Origin of the sequence: Pseudomonas sp. TH07 (genome assembly GCF_016651285.1) — a bacterium.
Taxonomy (GTDB): Bacteria; Pseudomonadota; Gammaproteobacteria; order Pseudomonadales; family Pseudomonadaceae; genus Aquipseudomonas.
This window is the reverse complement of sequence record NZ_JAEKED010000001.1, coordinates 2,643,313-2,660,253: the sequence shown is the minus strand read 5'-3', so window position 1 is coordinate 2,660,253 and position 16,941 is coordinate 2,643,313. Positions and strand designations below refer to the sequence as shown.

The 16,941-nt window shown below is 62.7% G+C and carries 16 protein-coding genes; 6 read left to right on the top strand and 10 right to left on the bottom strand.

What is annotated here, in order from left to right:
* Positions 1-25: 25 nt before the first annotated feature.
* The 5 genes from rng to mreB all read right to left on the bottom strand — a co-directional run bounded on the left by rng (position 26) and on the right by mreB (position 4,912).
* Positions 26-1,483, bottom strand: coding sequence for a ribonuclease G (gene rng, locus JFU57_RS12360; RefSeq protein ID WP_020297127.1), 1,458 nt, complete (start codon positions 1,481-1,483; stop codon positions 26-28).
* Positions 1,484-1,541: 58 nt separating this feature from the next.
* The gene (locus JFU57_RS12355) at positions 1,542-2,147 is read right to left on the bottom strand and encodes a Maf family protein (RefSeq protein WP_201129459.1); all 606 of its coding nucleotides are present in this window, start codon (positions 2,145-2,147) and stop codon (positions 1,542-1,544) included.
* A gap of 43 nt (positions 2,148-2,190) precedes the next feature.
* Positions 2,191-2,673 carry a rod shape-determining protein MreD gene (mreD, locus tag JFU57_RS12350; protein WP_020297125.1) on the bottom strand — a complete coding sequence of 161 codons (483 nt, stop codon included), beginning with the start codon at positions 2,671-2,673 and terminating at the stop codon, positions 2,191-2,193.
* Positions 2,673-3,731: a rod shape-determining protein MreC gene (gene mreC, locus JFU57_RS12345; protein WP_078469835.1), complete on the bottom strand. Its 1,059-nt coding sequence runs from the start codon at positions 3,729-3,731 to the stop codon at positions 2,673-2,675. The genes mreD and mreC overlap by 1 nt, the downstream gene beginning before the upstream one ends.
* Positions 3,732-3,874: 143 nt before the next feature.
* Entirely contained in the window at positions 3,875-4,912 is a 1,038-nt protein-coding gene (gene mreB / locus JFU57_RS12340; RefSeq protein ID WP_002555108.1) for a rod shape-determining protein MreB, read from the bottom strand.
* A gap of 210 nt (positions 4,913-5,122) precedes the next feature.
* Here mreB and gatC point away from each other — a divergent pair, with 210 nt between their 5' ends.
* The 6 genes from gatC to JFU57_RS12310 all read left to right on the top strand — a co-directional run bounded on the left by gatC (position 5,123) and on the right by JFU57_RS12310 (position 10,321).
* The gene (gene gatC, locus JFU57_RS12335; protein WP_020297123.1) at positions 5,123-5,410 is read left to right on the top strand and encodes an Asp-tRNA(Asn)/Glu-tRNA(Gln) amidotransferase subunit GatC; all 288 of its coding nucleotides are present in this window, start codon (positions 5,123-5,125) and stop codon (positions 5,408-5,410) included.
* Between the two features lie 16 nt (positions 5,411-5,426).
* Positions 5,427-6,878, top strand: coding sequence for an Asp-tRNA(Asn)/Glu-tRNA(Gln) amidotransferase subunit GatA (gene gatA, locus JFU57_RS12330; RefSeq protein ID WP_201129457.1), 1,452 nt, complete (start codon positions 5,427-5,429; stop codon positions 6,876-6,878).
* Between the two features lie 10 nt (positions 6,879-6,888).
* The gene (gatB, locus tag JFU57_RS12325) at positions 6,889-8,334 is read left to right on the top strand and encodes an Asp-tRNA(Asn)/Glu-tRNA(Gln) amidotransferase subunit GatB (RefSeq protein ID WP_078469833.1); all 1,446 of its coding nucleotides are present in this window, start codon (positions 6,889-6,891) and stop codon (positions 8,332-8,334) included.
* Between the two features lie 99 nt (positions 8,335-8,433).
* Complete coding sequence (locus JFU57_RS12320) at positions 8,434-8,808, top strand: septal ring lytic transglycosylase RlpA family protein (protein WP_078469832.1); 375 nt, start codon at positions 8,434-8,436, stop codon at positions 8,806-8,808.
* A gap of 50 nt (positions 8,809-8,858) precedes the next feature.
* Positions 8,859-9,944 (top strand): calcium/sodium antiporter, encoded by a 1,086-nt coding sequence (locus JFU57_RS12315; RefSeq protein WP_201132104.1) that lies wholly within the window; start codon positions 8,859-8,861, stop codon positions 9,942-9,944.
* Positions 9,941-10,321, top strand: coding sequence for a carboxymuconolactone decarboxylase family protein (locus JFU57_RS12310; protein WP_078469830.1), 381 nt, complete (start codon positions 9,941-9,943; stop codon positions 10,319-10,321). The genes JFU57_RS12315 and JFU57_RS12310 overlap by 4 nt, the downstream gene beginning before the upstream one ends.
* 48 nt (positions 10,322-10,369) lie before the next feature.
* On the opposite strand, the gene JFU57_RS12305 is transcribed toward JFU57_RS12310, so the two are convergent.
* From JFU57_RS12305 to JFU57_RS12285, 5 genes are all read right to left on the bottom strand, one after another.
* Complete coding sequence (locus JFU57_RS12305) at positions 10,370-11,311, bottom strand: AEC family transporter (RefSeq protein ID WP_078469829.1); 942 nt, start codon at positions 11,309-11,311, stop codon at positions 10,370-10,372.
* Positions 11,312-11,423: 112 nt separating this feature from the next.
* The gene (locus JFU57_RS12300; RefSeq protein WP_201129455.1) at positions 11,424-12,701 is read right to left on the bottom strand and encodes an MFS transporter; all 1,278 of its coding nucleotides are present in this window, start codon (positions 12,699-12,701) and stop codon (positions 11,424-11,426) included.
* Between the two features lie 21 nt (positions 12,702-12,722).
* Positions 12,723-13,868 carry a mandelate racemase/muconate lactonizing enzyme family protein gene (locus JFU57_RS12295; protein ID WP_207202181.1) on the bottom strand — a complete coding sequence of 382 codons (1,146 nt, stop codon included), beginning with the start codon at positions 13,866-13,868 and terminating at the stop codon, positions 12,723-12,725.
* A gap of 82 nt (positions 13,869-13,950) precedes the next feature.
* A complete protein-coding gene (gene garD, locus JFU57_RS12290) occupies positions 13,951-15,504 on the bottom strand; it encodes a galactarate dehydratase (protein WP_201129453.1) in 1,554 nt (517 codons plus the stop codon).
* A gap of 12 nt (positions 15,505-15,516) precedes the next feature.
* The gene (locus JFU57_RS12285; RefSeq protein WP_201129451.1) at positions 15,517-16,881 is read right to left on the bottom strand and encodes an MFS transporter; all 1,365 of its coding nucleotides are present in this window, start codon (positions 16,879-16,881) and stop codon (positions 15,517-15,519) included.
* Positions 16,882-16,941 lie beyond the last annotated feature (60 nt).

Here is a 16,941-nt window from a genome sequence, read left to right as displayed (position 1 = left end):
TGCCAATAAGTTGAAACACGCGGACTCAGAGCAGCACCACGTCGTATTGTTCCTGGGAATACATGGTTTCGACCTGAAAACGAATGGTCCGACCGATAAACCCCTCGAGCTCGGCCACGTTGCCCGACTCCTCGTCGAGCAAGCGATCCACCACTTTCTGGTTGGCCAGTACTCGATAACCTTCAGCCTGATAGGCCCGTGCCTCACGCAGGATCTCGCGGAAAATCTCGTAACAGACGGTTTCCGGAGTCTTCAACTTGCCCCGGCCCTGGCAACTGCTGCAGGGCTCGCACAGGACCTGCTCCAGGCTTTCGCGGGTGCGCTTGCGCGTCATCTGCACCAGACCCAACTCGGTGATGCCGATGATGTTGGTCTTGGCGTGGTCCCGCTCCAGCTGTTTCTCCAGGGTCCGCAATACTTGACGCTGGTGTTCTTCATCTTCCATGTCGATGAAGTCGATGATGATGATCCCGCCCAGGTTGCGCAGGCGCAGCTGGCGCGCAATGGCGGTCGCGGCTTCAAGGTTAGTCTTGAAGATGGTTTCTTCAAGGTTGCGATGGCCGACGAAAGCCCCGGTGTTGACGTCGATGGTGGTCATGGCCTCGGCCGGATCGACCACCAGGTAGCCGCCGGACTTGAGCGGCACCTTGCGTTCCAGGGCTTTCTGAATTTCATCTTCGACCCCGTACAGATCGAAGATCGGCCGTTCCCCCGGGTAGTGCTCCAGGCGGTCGGCGATTTCCGGCATCAGCTCGGCCACGAACTGCGTGGTCTTCTGGAAGGTTTCCCGGGAGTCGATGCGGATCTTCTCGATCTTCGGGCTGACCAGGTCGCGCAAGGTCCGCAGCGCCAGGCCCAGGTCTTCATAGATCACGCTCGGCGCGCCGATGGTCTTGATCTGGGTTGCGATCTGATCCCACAACCGGCGCAGGTAGCGGATGTCCATCATGATTTCGTCAGCACCCGCGCCTTCGGCAGCGGTGCGCAGGATAAACCCGCCGGCTTCCTTGATGCCTTCCTGGGCCACGCAGTCGCTGACCACCTTTTTCAGGCGCTCGCGCTCGGCTTCGTCTTCGATCTTCAGGGAAATACCGACATGGGCCGTGCGCGGCATATACACCAGGTAGCGCGACGGGATCGACAGCTGGGTGGTCAGGCGTGCGCCCTTGGAACCGATGGGGTCCTTGGTGACTTGCACCACCAGGCTCTGCCCTTCGTGCACCAGGGCGCTGATGCTTTCGACCGTCGAGCCTTCGCGCAGGGAGATTTCCGAGGCGTGGATAAACGCCGCGCGATCCAGGCCGATGTCGACAAAAGCGGCCTGCATGCCCGGCAATACCCGGACTACCTTGCCTTTATAGATGTTGCCGACGATGCCGCGGCGCTGAGTGCGCTCGACATGCACTTCTTGCAGAACACCGTTTTCGACCACCGCCACGCGCGACTCCATCGGCGTGATGTTGATCAGAATCTCTTCGCTCATGGCAGGGTCTCGTTCAGGCATGTTCACTATAGATGGCCGCATCAGTCAGGTACGGCGCTTAGCGCACTGTAAGGTTTTGCCAACAGGGTATGCCGAAATGGCCCAGCAGTTCTGCGGTTTCGCAAACAGGCAGACCCACCACGGCGGAATAACTGCCATTGAGCCCGGCGACAAACACCGCCGCAAGCCCCTGGATCGCATAGCCGCCGGCTTTGTCCTGGGGCTCGCCACTGTGCCAGTAGGCCGTGGCTTCATCGCGGCCAATCTCCCGGAAACGCACCAGGCTGCGCACTACCCGTGACTCACAGCGCTGGCCATCGAGCAGGGCAATGGCGGTCAGTACTTCATGTTCACGCCCCGACAGGGCCAGGAGCATGGATTGCGCATCGGCCTGATCCAGGGGCTTGCCAAGAATCCGCCCATCGAGCACCACCGCCGTGTCGGCCCCCAGCACGCAGGCCGGCGCCTGGGATTCGCTGCTGGTGATCAGGCCACGCCCGGCCTCGGCCTTGCCCCGCGCCAGGCGCTCGACATAGGCCGCAGGGGCTTCATTGGGCAGAGGGGTTTCGTCGATATCCGCGCTGATGGCGGTAAAGGGCACGCCGATCTGCGTGAGCAATTCACGGCGACGCGGCGAGCCAGAGGCGAGGTAAAGCGGATTCATCAAGACATCTCCCTGTCGAGGTGCGGGTCAATGCCTGACCGAATTAATTGATTTTGAAGCGTCGGCGCAACCCGCGAAGACCAAAGCTGACCCACGGCCAGAGCAAGGCGCTGATCAAGGCCGGCAGCAGCACGGCAAGGGTTTCGCGATTGCCGGTCAGGGCGCTGAGCCACAGCTGGAGCAACTGCGCGAGCCCGAAGATCACCAGCACCACCAGGCTTTGCTGCCACATCGGGAACATCCGCACCCGTTGCTGCAACGACAGCACCAGGAAGGTGATCAGGGTCAGGATCAGCGCGTTGTGCCCGAGGAAGGTTCCGTCGAGCACGTCCTGGGCAATCCCCAGGCACCAGGCAGTGACCATCCCCACCCGCTGCGGCAGCTCCAGGGCCCAGAAGGCCAGCAGCAACGCCATAAACAACGGACGCAGGATTTCAAAATGCGGAAACGGCACGATGCCAAGCAGCAACGCGATAAAGAAGGTCAGCCAGATGATCCAGCCATTCTGGGATTGCGCACTGGCCATTATTCTCGCGCCCGGGTGGTGGTTGCAGGTGGTTTGGCGGCAGCCGGCCTGGCCGGCGCTGCATGGGCAGGCGGTTTGGCAGGTGTCGCGGCAGCCGGGGTTGCTGCGGCAGGCGCAACCGCTGGGGCTGTCGCCGGTGCCGGCGTTACAGCGGGTTTGACCGGGGCGTCACCGACGCCGCCAGGCTGATGCAGAGCCTCTTCGGCCTTGGCCGCGTCATTGGCACGTTCTTCAGGGGTACGGCTGTCACTGAACACCAGCAGCAGGTAGCGACTGCGGTTGAGGGCGGCGGTCGGGACCGCACGGACAATGGCAAACGGCTGGCCGGAGTCATGAATGACTTCCTTGACCGTGGCCACCGGGTAGCCCGCCGGGAAACGCTGGCCCAGGCCGGAGCTGACCAGCAGGTCGCCCTCCTTGATGTCGGCGGTATCGGCCACGTGGCGCAGTTCCAGGCGCTCCGGGTTGCCGGTGCCGCTGGCGATGGCACGCAGGCCGTTGCGATTGACCTGCACCGGAATACTGTGGGTGGTGTCGGTCAGCAACAGCACGCGAGAGGTGTAGGGCATCAGCTCGACCACCTGCCCCATCAGGCCACGGGCATCGAGCACCGGCTGACCGAGGACCACACCGTCGCGCTCACCTTTATTGATGATGATGCGATGGGTGAACGGGTTGGGATCAATGCCAATCAATTCGGCCACTTCGACCTTCTCATTGACCAGCGCCGAGGAGTTGAGCAACTCGCGCAGCCGAACGTTCTGCTCGGTCAGGGCGGCAAGCTTCTGCATGCGCCCCTGCAACAGCAGGTTTTCGGTCTTGAGTTTTTCGTTGTCAGCAGCAAGTTCGGTACGGCTGCCCAGCTGGCTGGACACGAACTGCCAGAACCGATCAGGCAGATCGGTGACCGTATACGCTTCCATCAGCACATACATCTGGCTGCGCACAGGCTTGAGCAGGGTAAAGCGGGCATCGACCACCATCAGCGCGACCGATAACACGACCAGCACCAACAAGCGTACGCCCAGTGAGGGGCCCTTGGCGAAAAGCGGTTTAATAAGCCGCTCCTCCCAGGCAAATGTTCTCGTTATTCATACGGCATCAAACCGGCCTGGATGCAGATTGACAGAAGATAAACGCCAACAGGCAGCACTGCAAAGTGCTACCTGCGAGCGGAACAGCATAGATGCATCCGGCGAAGTTATTCGCTGGAGAGCAGGTCCATGGTGTGTTTGTCCATCATTTCCAATGCACGGCCGCCGCCGCGAGCAACACAGGTCAGCGGGTCTTCGGCAACAATCACCGGTAGGCCGGTTTCCTGGGCCAGCAGCTTGTCGAGATCACGCAACAGAGCGCCACCACCGGTCAGCACCAGGCCACGCTCGGCGATATCCGAAGCCAGTTCCGGAGGCGATTGCTCCAGGGCGCTCTTCACTGCCTGAACGATGGTGGCCAGGGACTCTTGCAGAGCTTCCAGCACTTCATTGGAGTTCAGGGTGAATGCACGTGGTACGCCTTCGGCCAGGTTGCGGCCGCGAACGTCGACTTCACGGACTTCGCCGCCCGGGTAGGCTGTACCGATTTCCTGCTTGATGCGCTCGGCGGTGGATTCGCCGATCAGGCTGCCGTAGTTGCGACGCACGTAAGTGATGATGGCTTCGTCGAAACGGTCGCCGCCCACACGTACGGATTCGGCGTAAACCACACCGTTCAGGGAGATCAGCGCGATTTCAGTGGTACCGCCACCGATATCCACGACCATCGAACCGCGGGCTTCTTCAACCGGCAAGCCGGCACCGATCGCAGCAGCCATCGGCTCTTCGATCAGGAACACTTCACGGGCACCGGCGCCAAGGGCCGATTCACGGATGGCACGACGCTCAACCTGGGTGGACTTGCATGGAACGCAGATCAGCACACGAGGGCTAGGCTGCAGAAAGCTGTTTTCGTGAACCTTGTTGATAAAGTATTGCAGCATCTTTTCGCAGACACTGAAGTCGGCGATAACGCCATCTTTCATCGGACGAATGGCAGCAATGTTGCCCGGTGTACGGCCCAGCATGCGCTTGGCCTCGGTGCCGACGGCAACGACACTTTTCTGATTACCGTGGGTCCGAATGGCCACAACCGATGGTTCATTCAGGACGATACCGCGCTCGCGCACGTAAATAAGGGTGTTGGCAGTGCCCAGGTCAATGGAAAGATCGCTGGAAAACATGCCACGCAGTTTCTTGAACATGGGAAAGGGACCCTAGGCAACGCGTGGGTAAAAAAGTGCGGCAAACTCTAACAACGACAGGGATTTTGGGCAAGGCGCCAATATGTTAAATTGGCCGCTTTTCTGTGCACCAACCCCCACAATCGCGGCCTTATGACCGTAGAAATGCGGTAGTGTTCCGACAATCTAACACACGGACGACCTCCGTTCTGTTTTCCACTGGAGAATCCCATGGCGCTTGAACGCTCCGACGTGGAAAAAATCGCTCATCTGGCCTGTCTGGGCCTCAATGAAGCCGATCTTCCACACATCACCTCCGCCCTGAACAGCATTCTCGGGCTGGTGGATGAAATGCAGGCAGTCGATACCGACGGTATCGAACCCCTGGCCCACCCACTGGAAGCCAGCCAGCGCCTGCGCGCAGACGTTGTGACCGAGTCCAATCACCGCGAGGCTTATCAGTCCATCGCGCCAGCGGTCGAAAACGGCCTGTATCTGGTTCCGAAAGTCATCGACTAAAGGGAAAGAGCCTGCAATGCATCACATGACTCTGGCCGAGATCGCCCGCGGACTCGCCGATAAAAAGTTTTCTTCCGTAGAGCTGACCACGACCCTGCTGGCGCGCATCGCCCAGCTCGATCCGCAGCTCAACAGCTTCATCAGCCTCACCCAGGACCTGGCTCTGAGCCAGGCCAAGGCTGCCGACGCACGTCGCGCCAATGGTGAGAACGGCGCCCTGCTTGGCGCGCCGATCGCCCACAAAGACCTGTTCTGCACCCAGGGCATCCGCACCAGCTGCGGCTCGAAGATGCTCGACAACTTCAAGGCCCCCTACGACGCCACCCTGGTCGCCAAACTGGCCGCCGCCGGCACCGTGACCCTGGGCAAAACCAACATGGACGAATTCGCCATGGGTTCGGGCAACGAGTCGAGCTTCTACGGCCCGGCCAAAAACCCGTGGAACCTGGAATGCGTGCCGGGCGGCTCGTCCGGCGGTTCGGCCGCAGCAGTTGCCGCGCGCCTGCTGCCTGCCGCCACCGGCACCGATACCGGCGGCTCGATCCGCCAGCCCGCTGCGCTGACCAACCTCACCGGGCTGAAACCGACCTACGGTCGCGTTTCGCGCTGGGGCATGATTGCCTACGCCTCCAGCCTCGATCAGGGCGGCCCGTTGGCGCGCACCGCCGAAGACTGCGCGATCCTGCTGCAAGGCATGGCCGGCTTCGACCCTAACGACTCCACCAGCATCGACGAACCGGTCCCGGACTACAGCGCCAGCCTCAACGGCTCGCTGCAGGGCCTGCGCATCGGCGTGCCCAAGGAATATTTCAGCGCCGGCCTCGACCCGCGCATCGCCGAGCTGATCCACACCAGCGTCAAGGAGCTGGAAAAGCTCGGCGCGGTGATCAAGGAAATCAGCCTGCCGAACATGCAGCACGCGATTCCCGCCTACTACGTGATCGCCCCGGCAGAGGCCTCCTCCAACCTCTCGCGTTTCGACGGCGTGCGCTTCGGCTACCGCTGCGAAAACCCGACCAAGCTTGAAGACCTGTACAAACGCTCCCGCGGCGAAGGCTTCGGCACTGAAGTTCAACGCCGGATCATGGTCGGCGCCTACGCCCTGTCTGCCGGTTACTACGACGCCTACTACTTGAAGGCGCAGAAAATCCGCCGCCTGATCAAGAACGACTTCATGGCTGCCTTTAATGAAGTCGACATCATCCTCGGCCCGACCACGCCCAACCCGGCCTGGAAAATCGGCGCCAAGAGCAGCGACCCGGTCGCTGCGTACCTGGAAGACGTCTACACCATCACCGCCAACCTTGCCGGCCTGCCGGGCTTGTCCATGCCCGCCGGTTTCGTCGACGGCCTGCCGGTTGGCGTGCAGTTGCTCGCTCCTTATTTCCAGGAAGGTCGCCTGTTGAACGTTGCCCACCAGTATCAGCTCAACACTGACTGGCACACCCGCACCCCAACCGGCTTCTGAGGAGACACACATGCAATGGGAAGTCGTGATCGGGCTGGAGATTCATACCCAGCTCACCACTCAATCGAAGATTTTCTCCGGTAGCTCCACCGCCTTCGGTGCCGAGCCCAACACCCAGGCCAGCCTGGTCGACCTGGGCATGCCCGGCGTGCTGCCGGTGCTGAACCAGGAAGCGGTACGCATGGCGGTGATGTTCGGTCTGGCGGTCGACGCCGAGATCGGCCAGCACAACGTGTTCGCGCGTAAAAACTACTTCTACCCGGACCTGCCCAAGGGCTACCAGATCAGCCAGATGGAATTGCCGATCGTGGGCAAGGGCTTCCTGGATATTCCGCTGGAAGACGGCACGGTCAAACGCGTGGGCATCACCCGCGCGCACCTGGAAGAAGACGCCGGCAAAAGCCTGCACGAAGAGTTCAACGGTGCCACCGGCATCGACCTGAACCGTGCCGGCACGCCGTTGCTGGAAATCGTTTCCGAGCCGGACATGCGCAACGCCAAGGAAGCCGTGGCCTACGTCAAGTCGATCCACGCCCTGGTGCGCTACCTGGGCATCTGCGACGGCAACATGGCCGAAGGCTCCCTGCGTTGCGACTGCAACGTGTCGATCCGGCCCAAGGGCCAGGTCGAATTCGGCACCCGCTGCGAGATCAAGAACGTCAACTCGTTCCGCTTCATCGAGAAGGCGATCAACAGCGAAGTCCGCCGCCAGATCGAGCTGATCGAAGACGGTGGCAAGGTCATCCAGCAAACCCGCCTGTATGACCCGAACAAGGACGAAACCCGTCCGATGCGCAGCAAGGAAGAAGCCAACGACTACCGTTACTTCCCCGATCCGGACCTGCTGCCGGTGGTGATCGAAGACTCGTTCCTCGATGCCGTGCGCGCCACCCTGCCGGAACTGCCACCGCAAAAACGCGAGCGCTTCCAGGAGCAGTTCGGCCTGTCGGTCTACGATGCCAGCGTGCTGGCGTCGAGTCGTGAGCAGGCGGACTACTTCGAGAAGGTGGTGAAGATTGCCGGTGACGCCAAACTGGCCGCCAACTGGGTCATGGTCGAGTTGGGCAGCCTGTTGAACAAGCAGGGCCTGGAAATCGACGAGGCTCCGGTCTCGGCCGAGCAACTGGGCGGCATGCTGTTGCGGATCAAGGACAACACCATCTCCGGCAAGATTGCCAAGACCGTGTTCGAAGCCATGGCCAACGGCGAAGGCAGCGCTGACGAAATCATCGACAAGCGTGGCCTCAAGCAAGTCACCGACAGCGGCGCCATCTCTGCCGTGCTCGACGAAATGCTCGCGGCCAACGCCGAGCAGGTCGAGCAGTACCGCGCCGCCGATGAAGCCAAGCGCGGCAAGATGTTCGGCTTCTTCGTCGGCCAAGCCATGAAAGCCTCCAAAGGCAAGGCCAACCCGCAACAGGTCAACGAGCTGCTGAAAAGCAAGCTTGAAGGCTGATAGCGGTTTATCGAGCGTGTGCCTGACCCCGGTCATGGCACACGCCCCTGTGGCGACGGAGCCTGCTCCCTCGCCACATTTATTATGCGAGCCCGGTTTATGAAGCGTCTGCTTGGTGCCTGTGCCCTGCTCTCCCTGCTTGCCGGCTGCGCCACCAGCCATGTCATCGACCCACGCGGTTATGACGAAACCGGCACCGCCTCCTATTACGGTGCCCGCCACCATGGCAAGCGTACCGCCAGCGGCGAACCCTTCGACCAGCACGGCCTGAGCGCCGCCCATCGCGAGCTGCCCTTCGGCACTCGGGTGCAAGTCACCAATCTGAGCAACGACAAGACCGTGGTGGTGCGCATCAACGACCGCGGGCCCCACACCCGTGGCCGCCTGATCGACCTGTCCCGCGCCGCGGCCGAGCAACTGGGCATGCTGCGCAGCGGCACCGCGCGGGTGCGCGTGCAAGCCCTCAGCGACTGACCGACGGAGCCCTGACCATTTTCGGATTAGCCGATTTACCCCTGCTCAGCCTGGTGCAGCTTGTCAGCGGCCTGATCCTGCTGGTGGCCGGCGCCGAGCTGCTGGTGCGTGCCGCCGTGCGCCTGGCGGCGCGCCTGCATGTGCGGCCACTGATCATCGGCCTGACCATCGTCGCCCTGGGCAGCAGCGCCCCGCAGATGGCGGTCAGCCTGCAGGCGACCCTGGCTGAAAACACCGATATCGCCGTGGGCAGCGTGATCGGCAGCAGCATCTTCAACATCCTGGTCACCCTAGGTCTGTCGGCCCTGATCATCCCGCTGCGGGTCTCGCGGCAACTGGTGCGCCTGGATATCCCGCTGATGATCGGCGCCAGCCTGCTGGTGTTCGTCCTGGCCTACAACGAAGAACTGACCCCGGTCGATGGCCTGATCCTGCTGGCCGCCCTGCTGCTGTACCTGGGCCTGCTGCTGCGCCAGTCGCGCCACAGCGCCCGCCCCCAGGCCGGCGCCGACCACACCGGCCAAGGCCTGCCCCCTGCCAGCAGCAACCCACCCTGGGTCAGCAGCCTGCTGTCGATGCTGCTGGGCCTGGGCCTGCTCGCCTTCGCCGGGCACCTGCTGTTGCAGGCGGCGGTGGAAGTGGCCTCCGACCTGGGCTTGTCCGAGCGCATCATCGGCCTGACCGTGATTGCGGTCGGCACCTCGCTGCCGGCGCTGGCCACCTCGCTGATCGCCGCCTTGCGCGGGCAGCGGGATATCGCCGTAGGCAACGTCATCGGCAGCAACCTGTTCAACCTGCTGGGGGTCTTGGGGTTCACCGCCCTGGTGGCACCGATGCCACTGTCGGTCTCGCCCAACGCCCTGGATTTCGACTTGCCGGTGATGCTAGGTGTCGCCGTGCTGTGCCTGCCGGTGTTCTATTCCGGTTACCGGGTGACCCGGGCCGAGGGCTTGCTGTTTCTGGGCTTGTACCTGGCCTATGGGCTGCACGTGGTGTCCTTCACCACCGGCATGCCCCTGGCCGGCAAGCTGGAAAACCTGATGCTGTTTTTCGTCCTGCCGGCGCTGGTGGCCTTTTTGCTATTCAGCTCGCTGCGTGCCTGGCGCCGCCAACACAAGAAAGGAGAAGCACAATGACCGACCCAAAGAAGCCCGGTGTTGAAGTGCGGCGCCAAGTCATGGGCGATGAGTTCGTCGATCGCGCCCTGGGCAACGCCACCGACTTCACCCAACCGCTGCAGGACTTCGTCAATGAACACGCTTGGGGCAGCGTCTGGAACCGCGAGGGCTTGCCGCTCAAGACCCGCAGCCTGATCACCCTGGCCGCGTTGACCGCGCTCAAGTGCCCGCAGGAGCTCAAGGGCCATGTGCGTGGCGCATTGAACAACGGTTGCAGCGTCGAAGAGATTCGCGAGGCGCTGCTGCATTGCGCGGTGTATGCCGGAGTGCCGGCGGCCATCGATGCCTTCCGTGCAGCGCAGGAAGTGATCGATACCTATCAGAAGCCCGACTGAGGCCTCGCCGGACTCGGCAATGGGCTGGCGATCAGTCCGTTGCCGGCGTCAGATCCAGCCGCCCCACTGCAACAGGAAGATCCCGATATTGGTGGTCACGGCCGCCATCAGCGTGGTGATGACAATGATCGCCGCCGCCAATTCATGGTTGCCATTGGCAGCGCGCGCCATGACAAAACTGGCGGCCGCCGTGGGGCTGCCGAAGTACAGAAACAGAATCCCCAGCTCCGCCCCGCGAAAGCCGCACAACCAGGCGCCCAAGGTCGCCAGCACCGGCAACCCGACCATTTTCACCAGGCTCGAGCTCAGTGCCAGGTCGCCACTTTTGCGCAAGGCTTCCAGCGACAAGGTGCCGCCGATGCAGATCAGGGCCAGGGGCAGCGTCATCTGCGCCAGGTTCTGGCCGGAGCTTTCGAGCCAGCCCGGCAAGCTGATCTGCCAATAAGCAAAGGGCGCCGCCAGCAGCACGCTGATAATCAGCGGGTTGCTGACCACGCTTTTGCAGATGCTCCACGGATCGGACTTGATCACCGGGCTGTAGACCGCCAGGACAATGGTCGACAGGGTGTTGTAGAACAGAATCACCAGCGCCGCGAGCACCGCCCCCAGGGAGATCCCGTACGCGCCATACATGCTCGCCGCCAGGGCCAGGCCGATCACGCCGTTGTTGCCGCGAAACGCGCCCTGGGTATAGATGCCCCGGTCTTCCCGCGGGCAGCGCCAGATCGCCCAGCCCCAGGCACCGATAAAACTGAGCAGGGTGGCCACGGCGAAATAGATCAGCAGTCCGGGCTTGAGCGCCGAATGCAGGTCGGCATGGAGGATGCCCAGAAACAACAACGCCGGCATGGTGACGTTGAACACCAGGGCCGACGCGGTATGAATGAAATTGTCGTTGATCCAGCCCACGCGCTTGAGCAGTACGCCAAGAAACAACATCGCAAACACGGGGGCGGTGATGCTCAGTGTTTGAAGAAAAATAGCCAGCATGCGGGGTGAACCTTGAGCCCGTGGTCAGGGCGCCAATGATAAGCCAGTTTCCCGGCCCGGTCTCAGGCCCGGCGCCACCACCGGACCAAAACCCTTCACCCCGGCAGGTGGATCAGGCCATTTGCGCAACACCCGCCTCGGGTTGCCGGGAACGCACCGCCAACACGACCACCACCATGCCCACCGCCGAGACCGCTGCGGCCAGGAAGAACGCCGAGTTGTAGCCGCCACCGTACTGGATCAGCAGGCCGGTCAGGGACGGTGCGGCAATACCCGCCAGGTTCGCCAGCAAATGCACGAAGCCACCGGTGCCGCCCACGCGGTTCTTCGGCACGATGTCCTGGATCAGCGCCCAGCAGATCTGCGGGGTCATGAACAGAAACACGCTGGACACGGTGATGCAGGCCACCGCCATCCCCAGGGACGCGACCTGGGTGGTCAGCAGCACACAGACCGCCGCCACGCCCAGGCCCAGGGCCAGCACGATCTTGCGCGCCAGGATCACATTCCCCAGGCGCCGGCCCAGGCCATCGGCGAAAAAGCCGCCGCCAAGAAAGCCCACCGCCGCGCCCAGCCACGGGATCACGCCGATGATGCTCATGCTCTTGATGTCCAGGTGCTGGTAATCCATCAGGTAGCTGGGCAGCCAGGTGAGGAAGAAATACAGCACGTAGTTGAAGCAGAAAAACGCCATGGCCACGGCCAGTACCGGCACCGAGAATATGTAATGGGTCAGGCTGCGACCCTCTTCGACGCTCTCGACAATGATGTTGGCGCGGCTCTGGCGAATCAGCTCGCGCTCGGCCTCGGACACTCGCGGATGCTGCTCGGGGGTGTCCTTGAAGAACTTCAGCCACGCCAGCAGCCACAGCCCCCCCAGCACCGCGATCACCACGAAGGAAATCCGCCAGCCGAAATTCAACGCCACCAGGCCGACAATCGGCCCCGCCAGTGCCGCGCCCAGGGGCTGGCCGCAGTTGGTGAAACCGATCGCGCGGCCAGCCTCCTCACGGGGGAACCAGTTGGTGATCGCCTTGTTGGTGGTGGTGCCCATCGGGCCTTCGCCCATGCCGAAAAAGATCCGACAGATCAGCAACTGCACATACCCGGTGATCAGCGCCGTAAGGCCGCAAAACACCGACCAGCCGCCCGCGGCCCAGGCGAACACGCGCTTGGGCCCGAATTTATCCGCCGCATAGCCGCCGATAAAACAGAAGGCGCAGTAGCCGATAAAGAAGCTGCTGAAGATAAAGCCCATTTGCGCGTCATTGATGTTCAGCTCGCCCTTGAGCAGCGGCGCCACCACCGACAACGCAGCGCGGTCGAGGTAGTTGAGCATCCCGGCGAAGAACAGCAGGCCGGCGATTTTCCAGCGGTATTTACCTAACATTTTTGTCGACCCTTATTGTTGTCAGGACAGCACTACAGATTCCACGGTGTAAGCGCCGAGCACCTCGGCGTCAGGCGCGAAGCCCAGCCCCGGCTGCTGCGGCAGGCTCATCTGCGGGGTGAACGCGAGCTGCGGGTACAGCAGGCGCTCGAGCTCGATAAAGGGCACCTCAAGGCTGATATCCGCCGGCAGCAGGCTGCACAGATGCGCCACCGCCAACAGCCCGGGACCGAAGTAGAAGCAATGGGGAACGACCTTGACCTGGTAGCGCCGGGCCAGCTCGAAGACCTGGACCATGGCGCTGATACCGCCGATCTTGGCCACGCTCGGTTGGGCGATATCCAGCGCACCCTGCTCGAACATCGCCCGCAGGCCCTGGACCCCGGCGGCGTTTTCCCCGGCAGCGATGGGCACGCCGTGGCTGCGCACCTGGGCCAGGCCATGGGCGTCATCCGGCGGCCAGACCGGCTCTTCGAGCCAGGCCAATTGCAGCGGGCGCAGTTGTCCGGCCATATCGCTGGCCTGGCTCACGCTCCAGGGGCAATTGACGTCGACCATCAGCTCGCCCTCCTCCACCGGCAACGCCTCACGGGCAGCAGCGATGGCGGCGTAGGTGGTTTCGTGGAGCTTGATCTTGCGAAATCCCTGGCCGCGCGCACGGCGTACCTGGCGCGCCACTTCCTCGGGGTCGTTGCCGTAGCTGACCAGGCTCGCGTACAGCTCCAGGGGCCGGTCTCGGCCGCCGAGCAGCTTGTATAGCGGCTGGCCAGCGCGCTGTGCAGCCAGGTCCCAGAGCGCGATGTCCATTGCCGACAAGGCGTAGGTCACCGGTCCGCTGCTGCCAAAGCCATGCAGGGCGCGCCTCGCGGCTTCCAGGGTGTCCTGGAAATTCGCCACGTCGCTGCCGAGAAACTGCGGCGCCACCAGGTCGGTCAGGGCCTTGTAGGTCACCGGGTTGCTGCCGTGGCCGAAGGCTTCACCCCAGCCCACCAGGCCGCTGTCGGTGCTGACCTTGAGCATCAGGCTTTCCATGCGCCGATGGCGGGTCGAGGCGGCGTTGAAGGCGTCGTCGTCCTGGACCGGCCCGCTGTTACTGCGCTGGGTCGCGCCGGTGCTGAAGGGAATACTCAGCCGAATGACTTCGATGCTGGCGATTTTCACTGCCATGCACTCCTGCTTTTATTGTTGTGGGTGACAAGAACCGGGGTCGCGGCGGGTATCCGGCACCCGCCGCGACAGGCCATCGGCCTCAGGTAATAGGTGCGGGGTTGAACAAGGTGATGTCGTTGTGCAGCTTGTGCTGCTCGGCCCAGGTCTGCTTCTTGCCGCTGGCCACGTCCAGGTAGAAGTGGAACAGCTCCCAGCCCAGCTCTTCAATACTGGCGCGGCCGGTGGCGATGCGCCCGGCGTCGATGTCGATCAGGTCCGGCCAGCGCTGGGCCAGCTCGGTGCGGGTCGAGACCTTGACCACTGGCGCCATCGCCAAGCCATAGGGCGTACCGCGTCCGGTGGTGAACACGTGCAGGTTCATCCCGGCAGCCAGCTGCAAGGTGCCGCAGACAAAATCGCTGGCCGGCGTCGCGCAAAAGATCAGGCCCTTGCGGCTGAAACGCTCGCCCGGGCCCAGCACGCCATTGATCGCGCTGCTGCCGGACTTGACGATGGAGCCCAGGGATTTTTCAACGATGTTCGACAGACCGCCCTTCTTGTTGCCCGGCGTGGTGTTGGCGCTGCGATCCGCCTCGCCCTTGGCCAGGTAGCGGTCGTACCAGTCCATCTCGTGTACCAGCTCGCGGGCCACGGTTTCGGTCTCGGCGCGCGAGGTCAACAGGTAGATGGCATCTCGTACTTCGGTGACTTCGGAAAACATCACCGTTGCCCCCGCTCGCAGCAGCAGGTCCGAGGCATAGCCCAGGGCCGGGTTGGCGGTGATCCCGGAAAACGCGTCACTGCCGCCGCACTGCATGCCCAGGATCAGCTCGGAAGCAGGCACGGTTTCCCGACGCCGCTGGTCGAGCTTCTTCAGGCGCGTTTCGGCCAGCTCCATGATCTGCTCGATCATCTCGGTGAAGCCGTGGCTGGAGTCCTGCAGGCGATACAGCCAGGGCTCGCTGAGGTCCACCGAACTGTCGTTTTCATGCATCACCTGGCCGGCCTGCAACTTCTCGCAGCCCAGGCTGATGACCAGCGCTTCGCCCCCCAGGTTGGGGTTGCGCGCCAGGTTGCGCACGGTGCGGATCGGGATATAGGCATCGGTGGCGGTAATGGCGACGCCGCAGCCGTAGCTGTGGGTCAGGGCCACCACATCATCGACATGGGGGTACTTGGGCAGCAGCTCTTCGCGGATGCGCTTGACCGCATGGTCCAGGACCCCGGTCACACACTGCACGGTGGTGGTGATTCCCAGGATATTGCGCGTGCCGACCGTGCCGTCGGCGTTGCGATAACCCTCGAAGGTGAACCCTTCCAGCGCAGCCTGGGCCGGCGGCACCTCGGTGGACAGCGGCAGGCTGTCCAGGGGCGGCGCGGTCGGCATGCGCAGTTGGTCTTCCTTGACCCAACTGCCGCGGGGGATTGGCTGCAAGGCATAACCGATGGTCTGGCCATAGCGAATCACCTGGCCGCCTTCGGGGATATCCACCAGCGTCACCTTGTGGCTCTGCGGTACAAAATCCACGGTCACCAGGCCATCGGCAAACTCGGTGCCGGCCGGCACGCCCTGGTCGTTGACCACAATCACAACGTTGTCCAGCTCGTGCAGGCGGATGTAGCGCGGCGAGTCTGAATGTTCAATCAACTGCATGACGCCGCCCCTTCAGGAATGTGCGTGGGAAAGTTTGCTCAACTCGGGGCCGTCGCTTGGCGGCTCCTTGAGCACCACTCGTTTGATCGGGCCAACGATCACCAGGTAGCTGAACACCGCCACCAGCGCGTTGCAGCCGACAAACACCAGGGCCCACTTGAACGAACCGGTGGAACTGATGATGTAGCCAATCACGATCGGCGTGGTGATCGAGGCGATATTGCCGAACATATTGAACAGTCCGCCACTCAGGCCGGCGATCTGTTTTGGCGAGGTGTCCGACACCACTGCCCAGCCCAGGGCGCCCACGCCCTTGCCGAAGAACGCCAGGGCCATGAAGCCGACCACCATCCATTCGATGTCCACGTAGTTGCAGGCCACGATGCTGCTGGACACCAGCAGCCCGGCAATGATCGGCGCCTTGCGCGCGAACGTCAGCGAGTGCCCCTTGCGCAGCAGGTAATCGGAGGTCACCCCACCCAGCACACCTCCGATAAAGCCGCAGATGGCCGGCAGGGAAGCGATGAAACCTGCCTTGAGGATCGTCATGCCGCGCTCCTGCACCAGGTACACCGGGAACCAGGTCAGGAAGAAGTAGGTGATGCCGTTGATGCAGTACTGGCCCAGGTACACCCCGAGCATCATGCGGTTGGTCAGCAACTGGCGCACGTAGTCCCATTTCGGGCCATCGCTGCGTTTGCCTGCGACCTTGTCCTGGTCCATGTCGACCATGCCGCCGTTGTCGGCGATGTGCTTGAACTCGGCCTCGTTGATCATCGGGTGCTGGCGCGGGCTGTGGATAATTTTCAGCCAGATCAGCGAAAACACGATGCCGATCCCGCCCATCACGATAAACACGTGCTGCCAGCCAAAGCGGTAGACGATCCAGCCCATCAACGGCGCGAACAGCACCGTGGCGAAATACTGCGCCGAGTTGAAGATCGCCGACGCCGTACCGCGTTCGGCGGTGGGAAACCAGGCGGCAACGATCCGCGCATTGCCGGGGAAGGATGGCGCCTCGGCCAGGCCCACCAGGAAGCGCAGCATGAACAGCGCCACCACCGCAGTGGAAACCCCGAACTCACCGACATAGCCTTGCAGCACGGTGAACAGCGACCAGGTGAAAATGCTCAGGGCATAGACTTTTTTCGAGCCGAAACGATCGAGCAGCCAGCCACCGGGAATTTGCCCGGCCACATAGGCCCAACCGAATGCAGAGAAGATGTAGCCCAGGGTGACGGCGTCGATACCCAGGTCTTTTTGCAGGCTGGAACCCGCGATGGCGATAGTGGCACGGTCGGCGTAATTGATCGTGGTCACCAGGAACAGCATGAGCAGGATCAAATAGCGGACGTGAGTCGGCTTGGTCGCTTGCATTTGGATGTACTCCCACTATTTATTTTTATGCGGGTAATCACGTTGTGCTGCAGGCGCCGA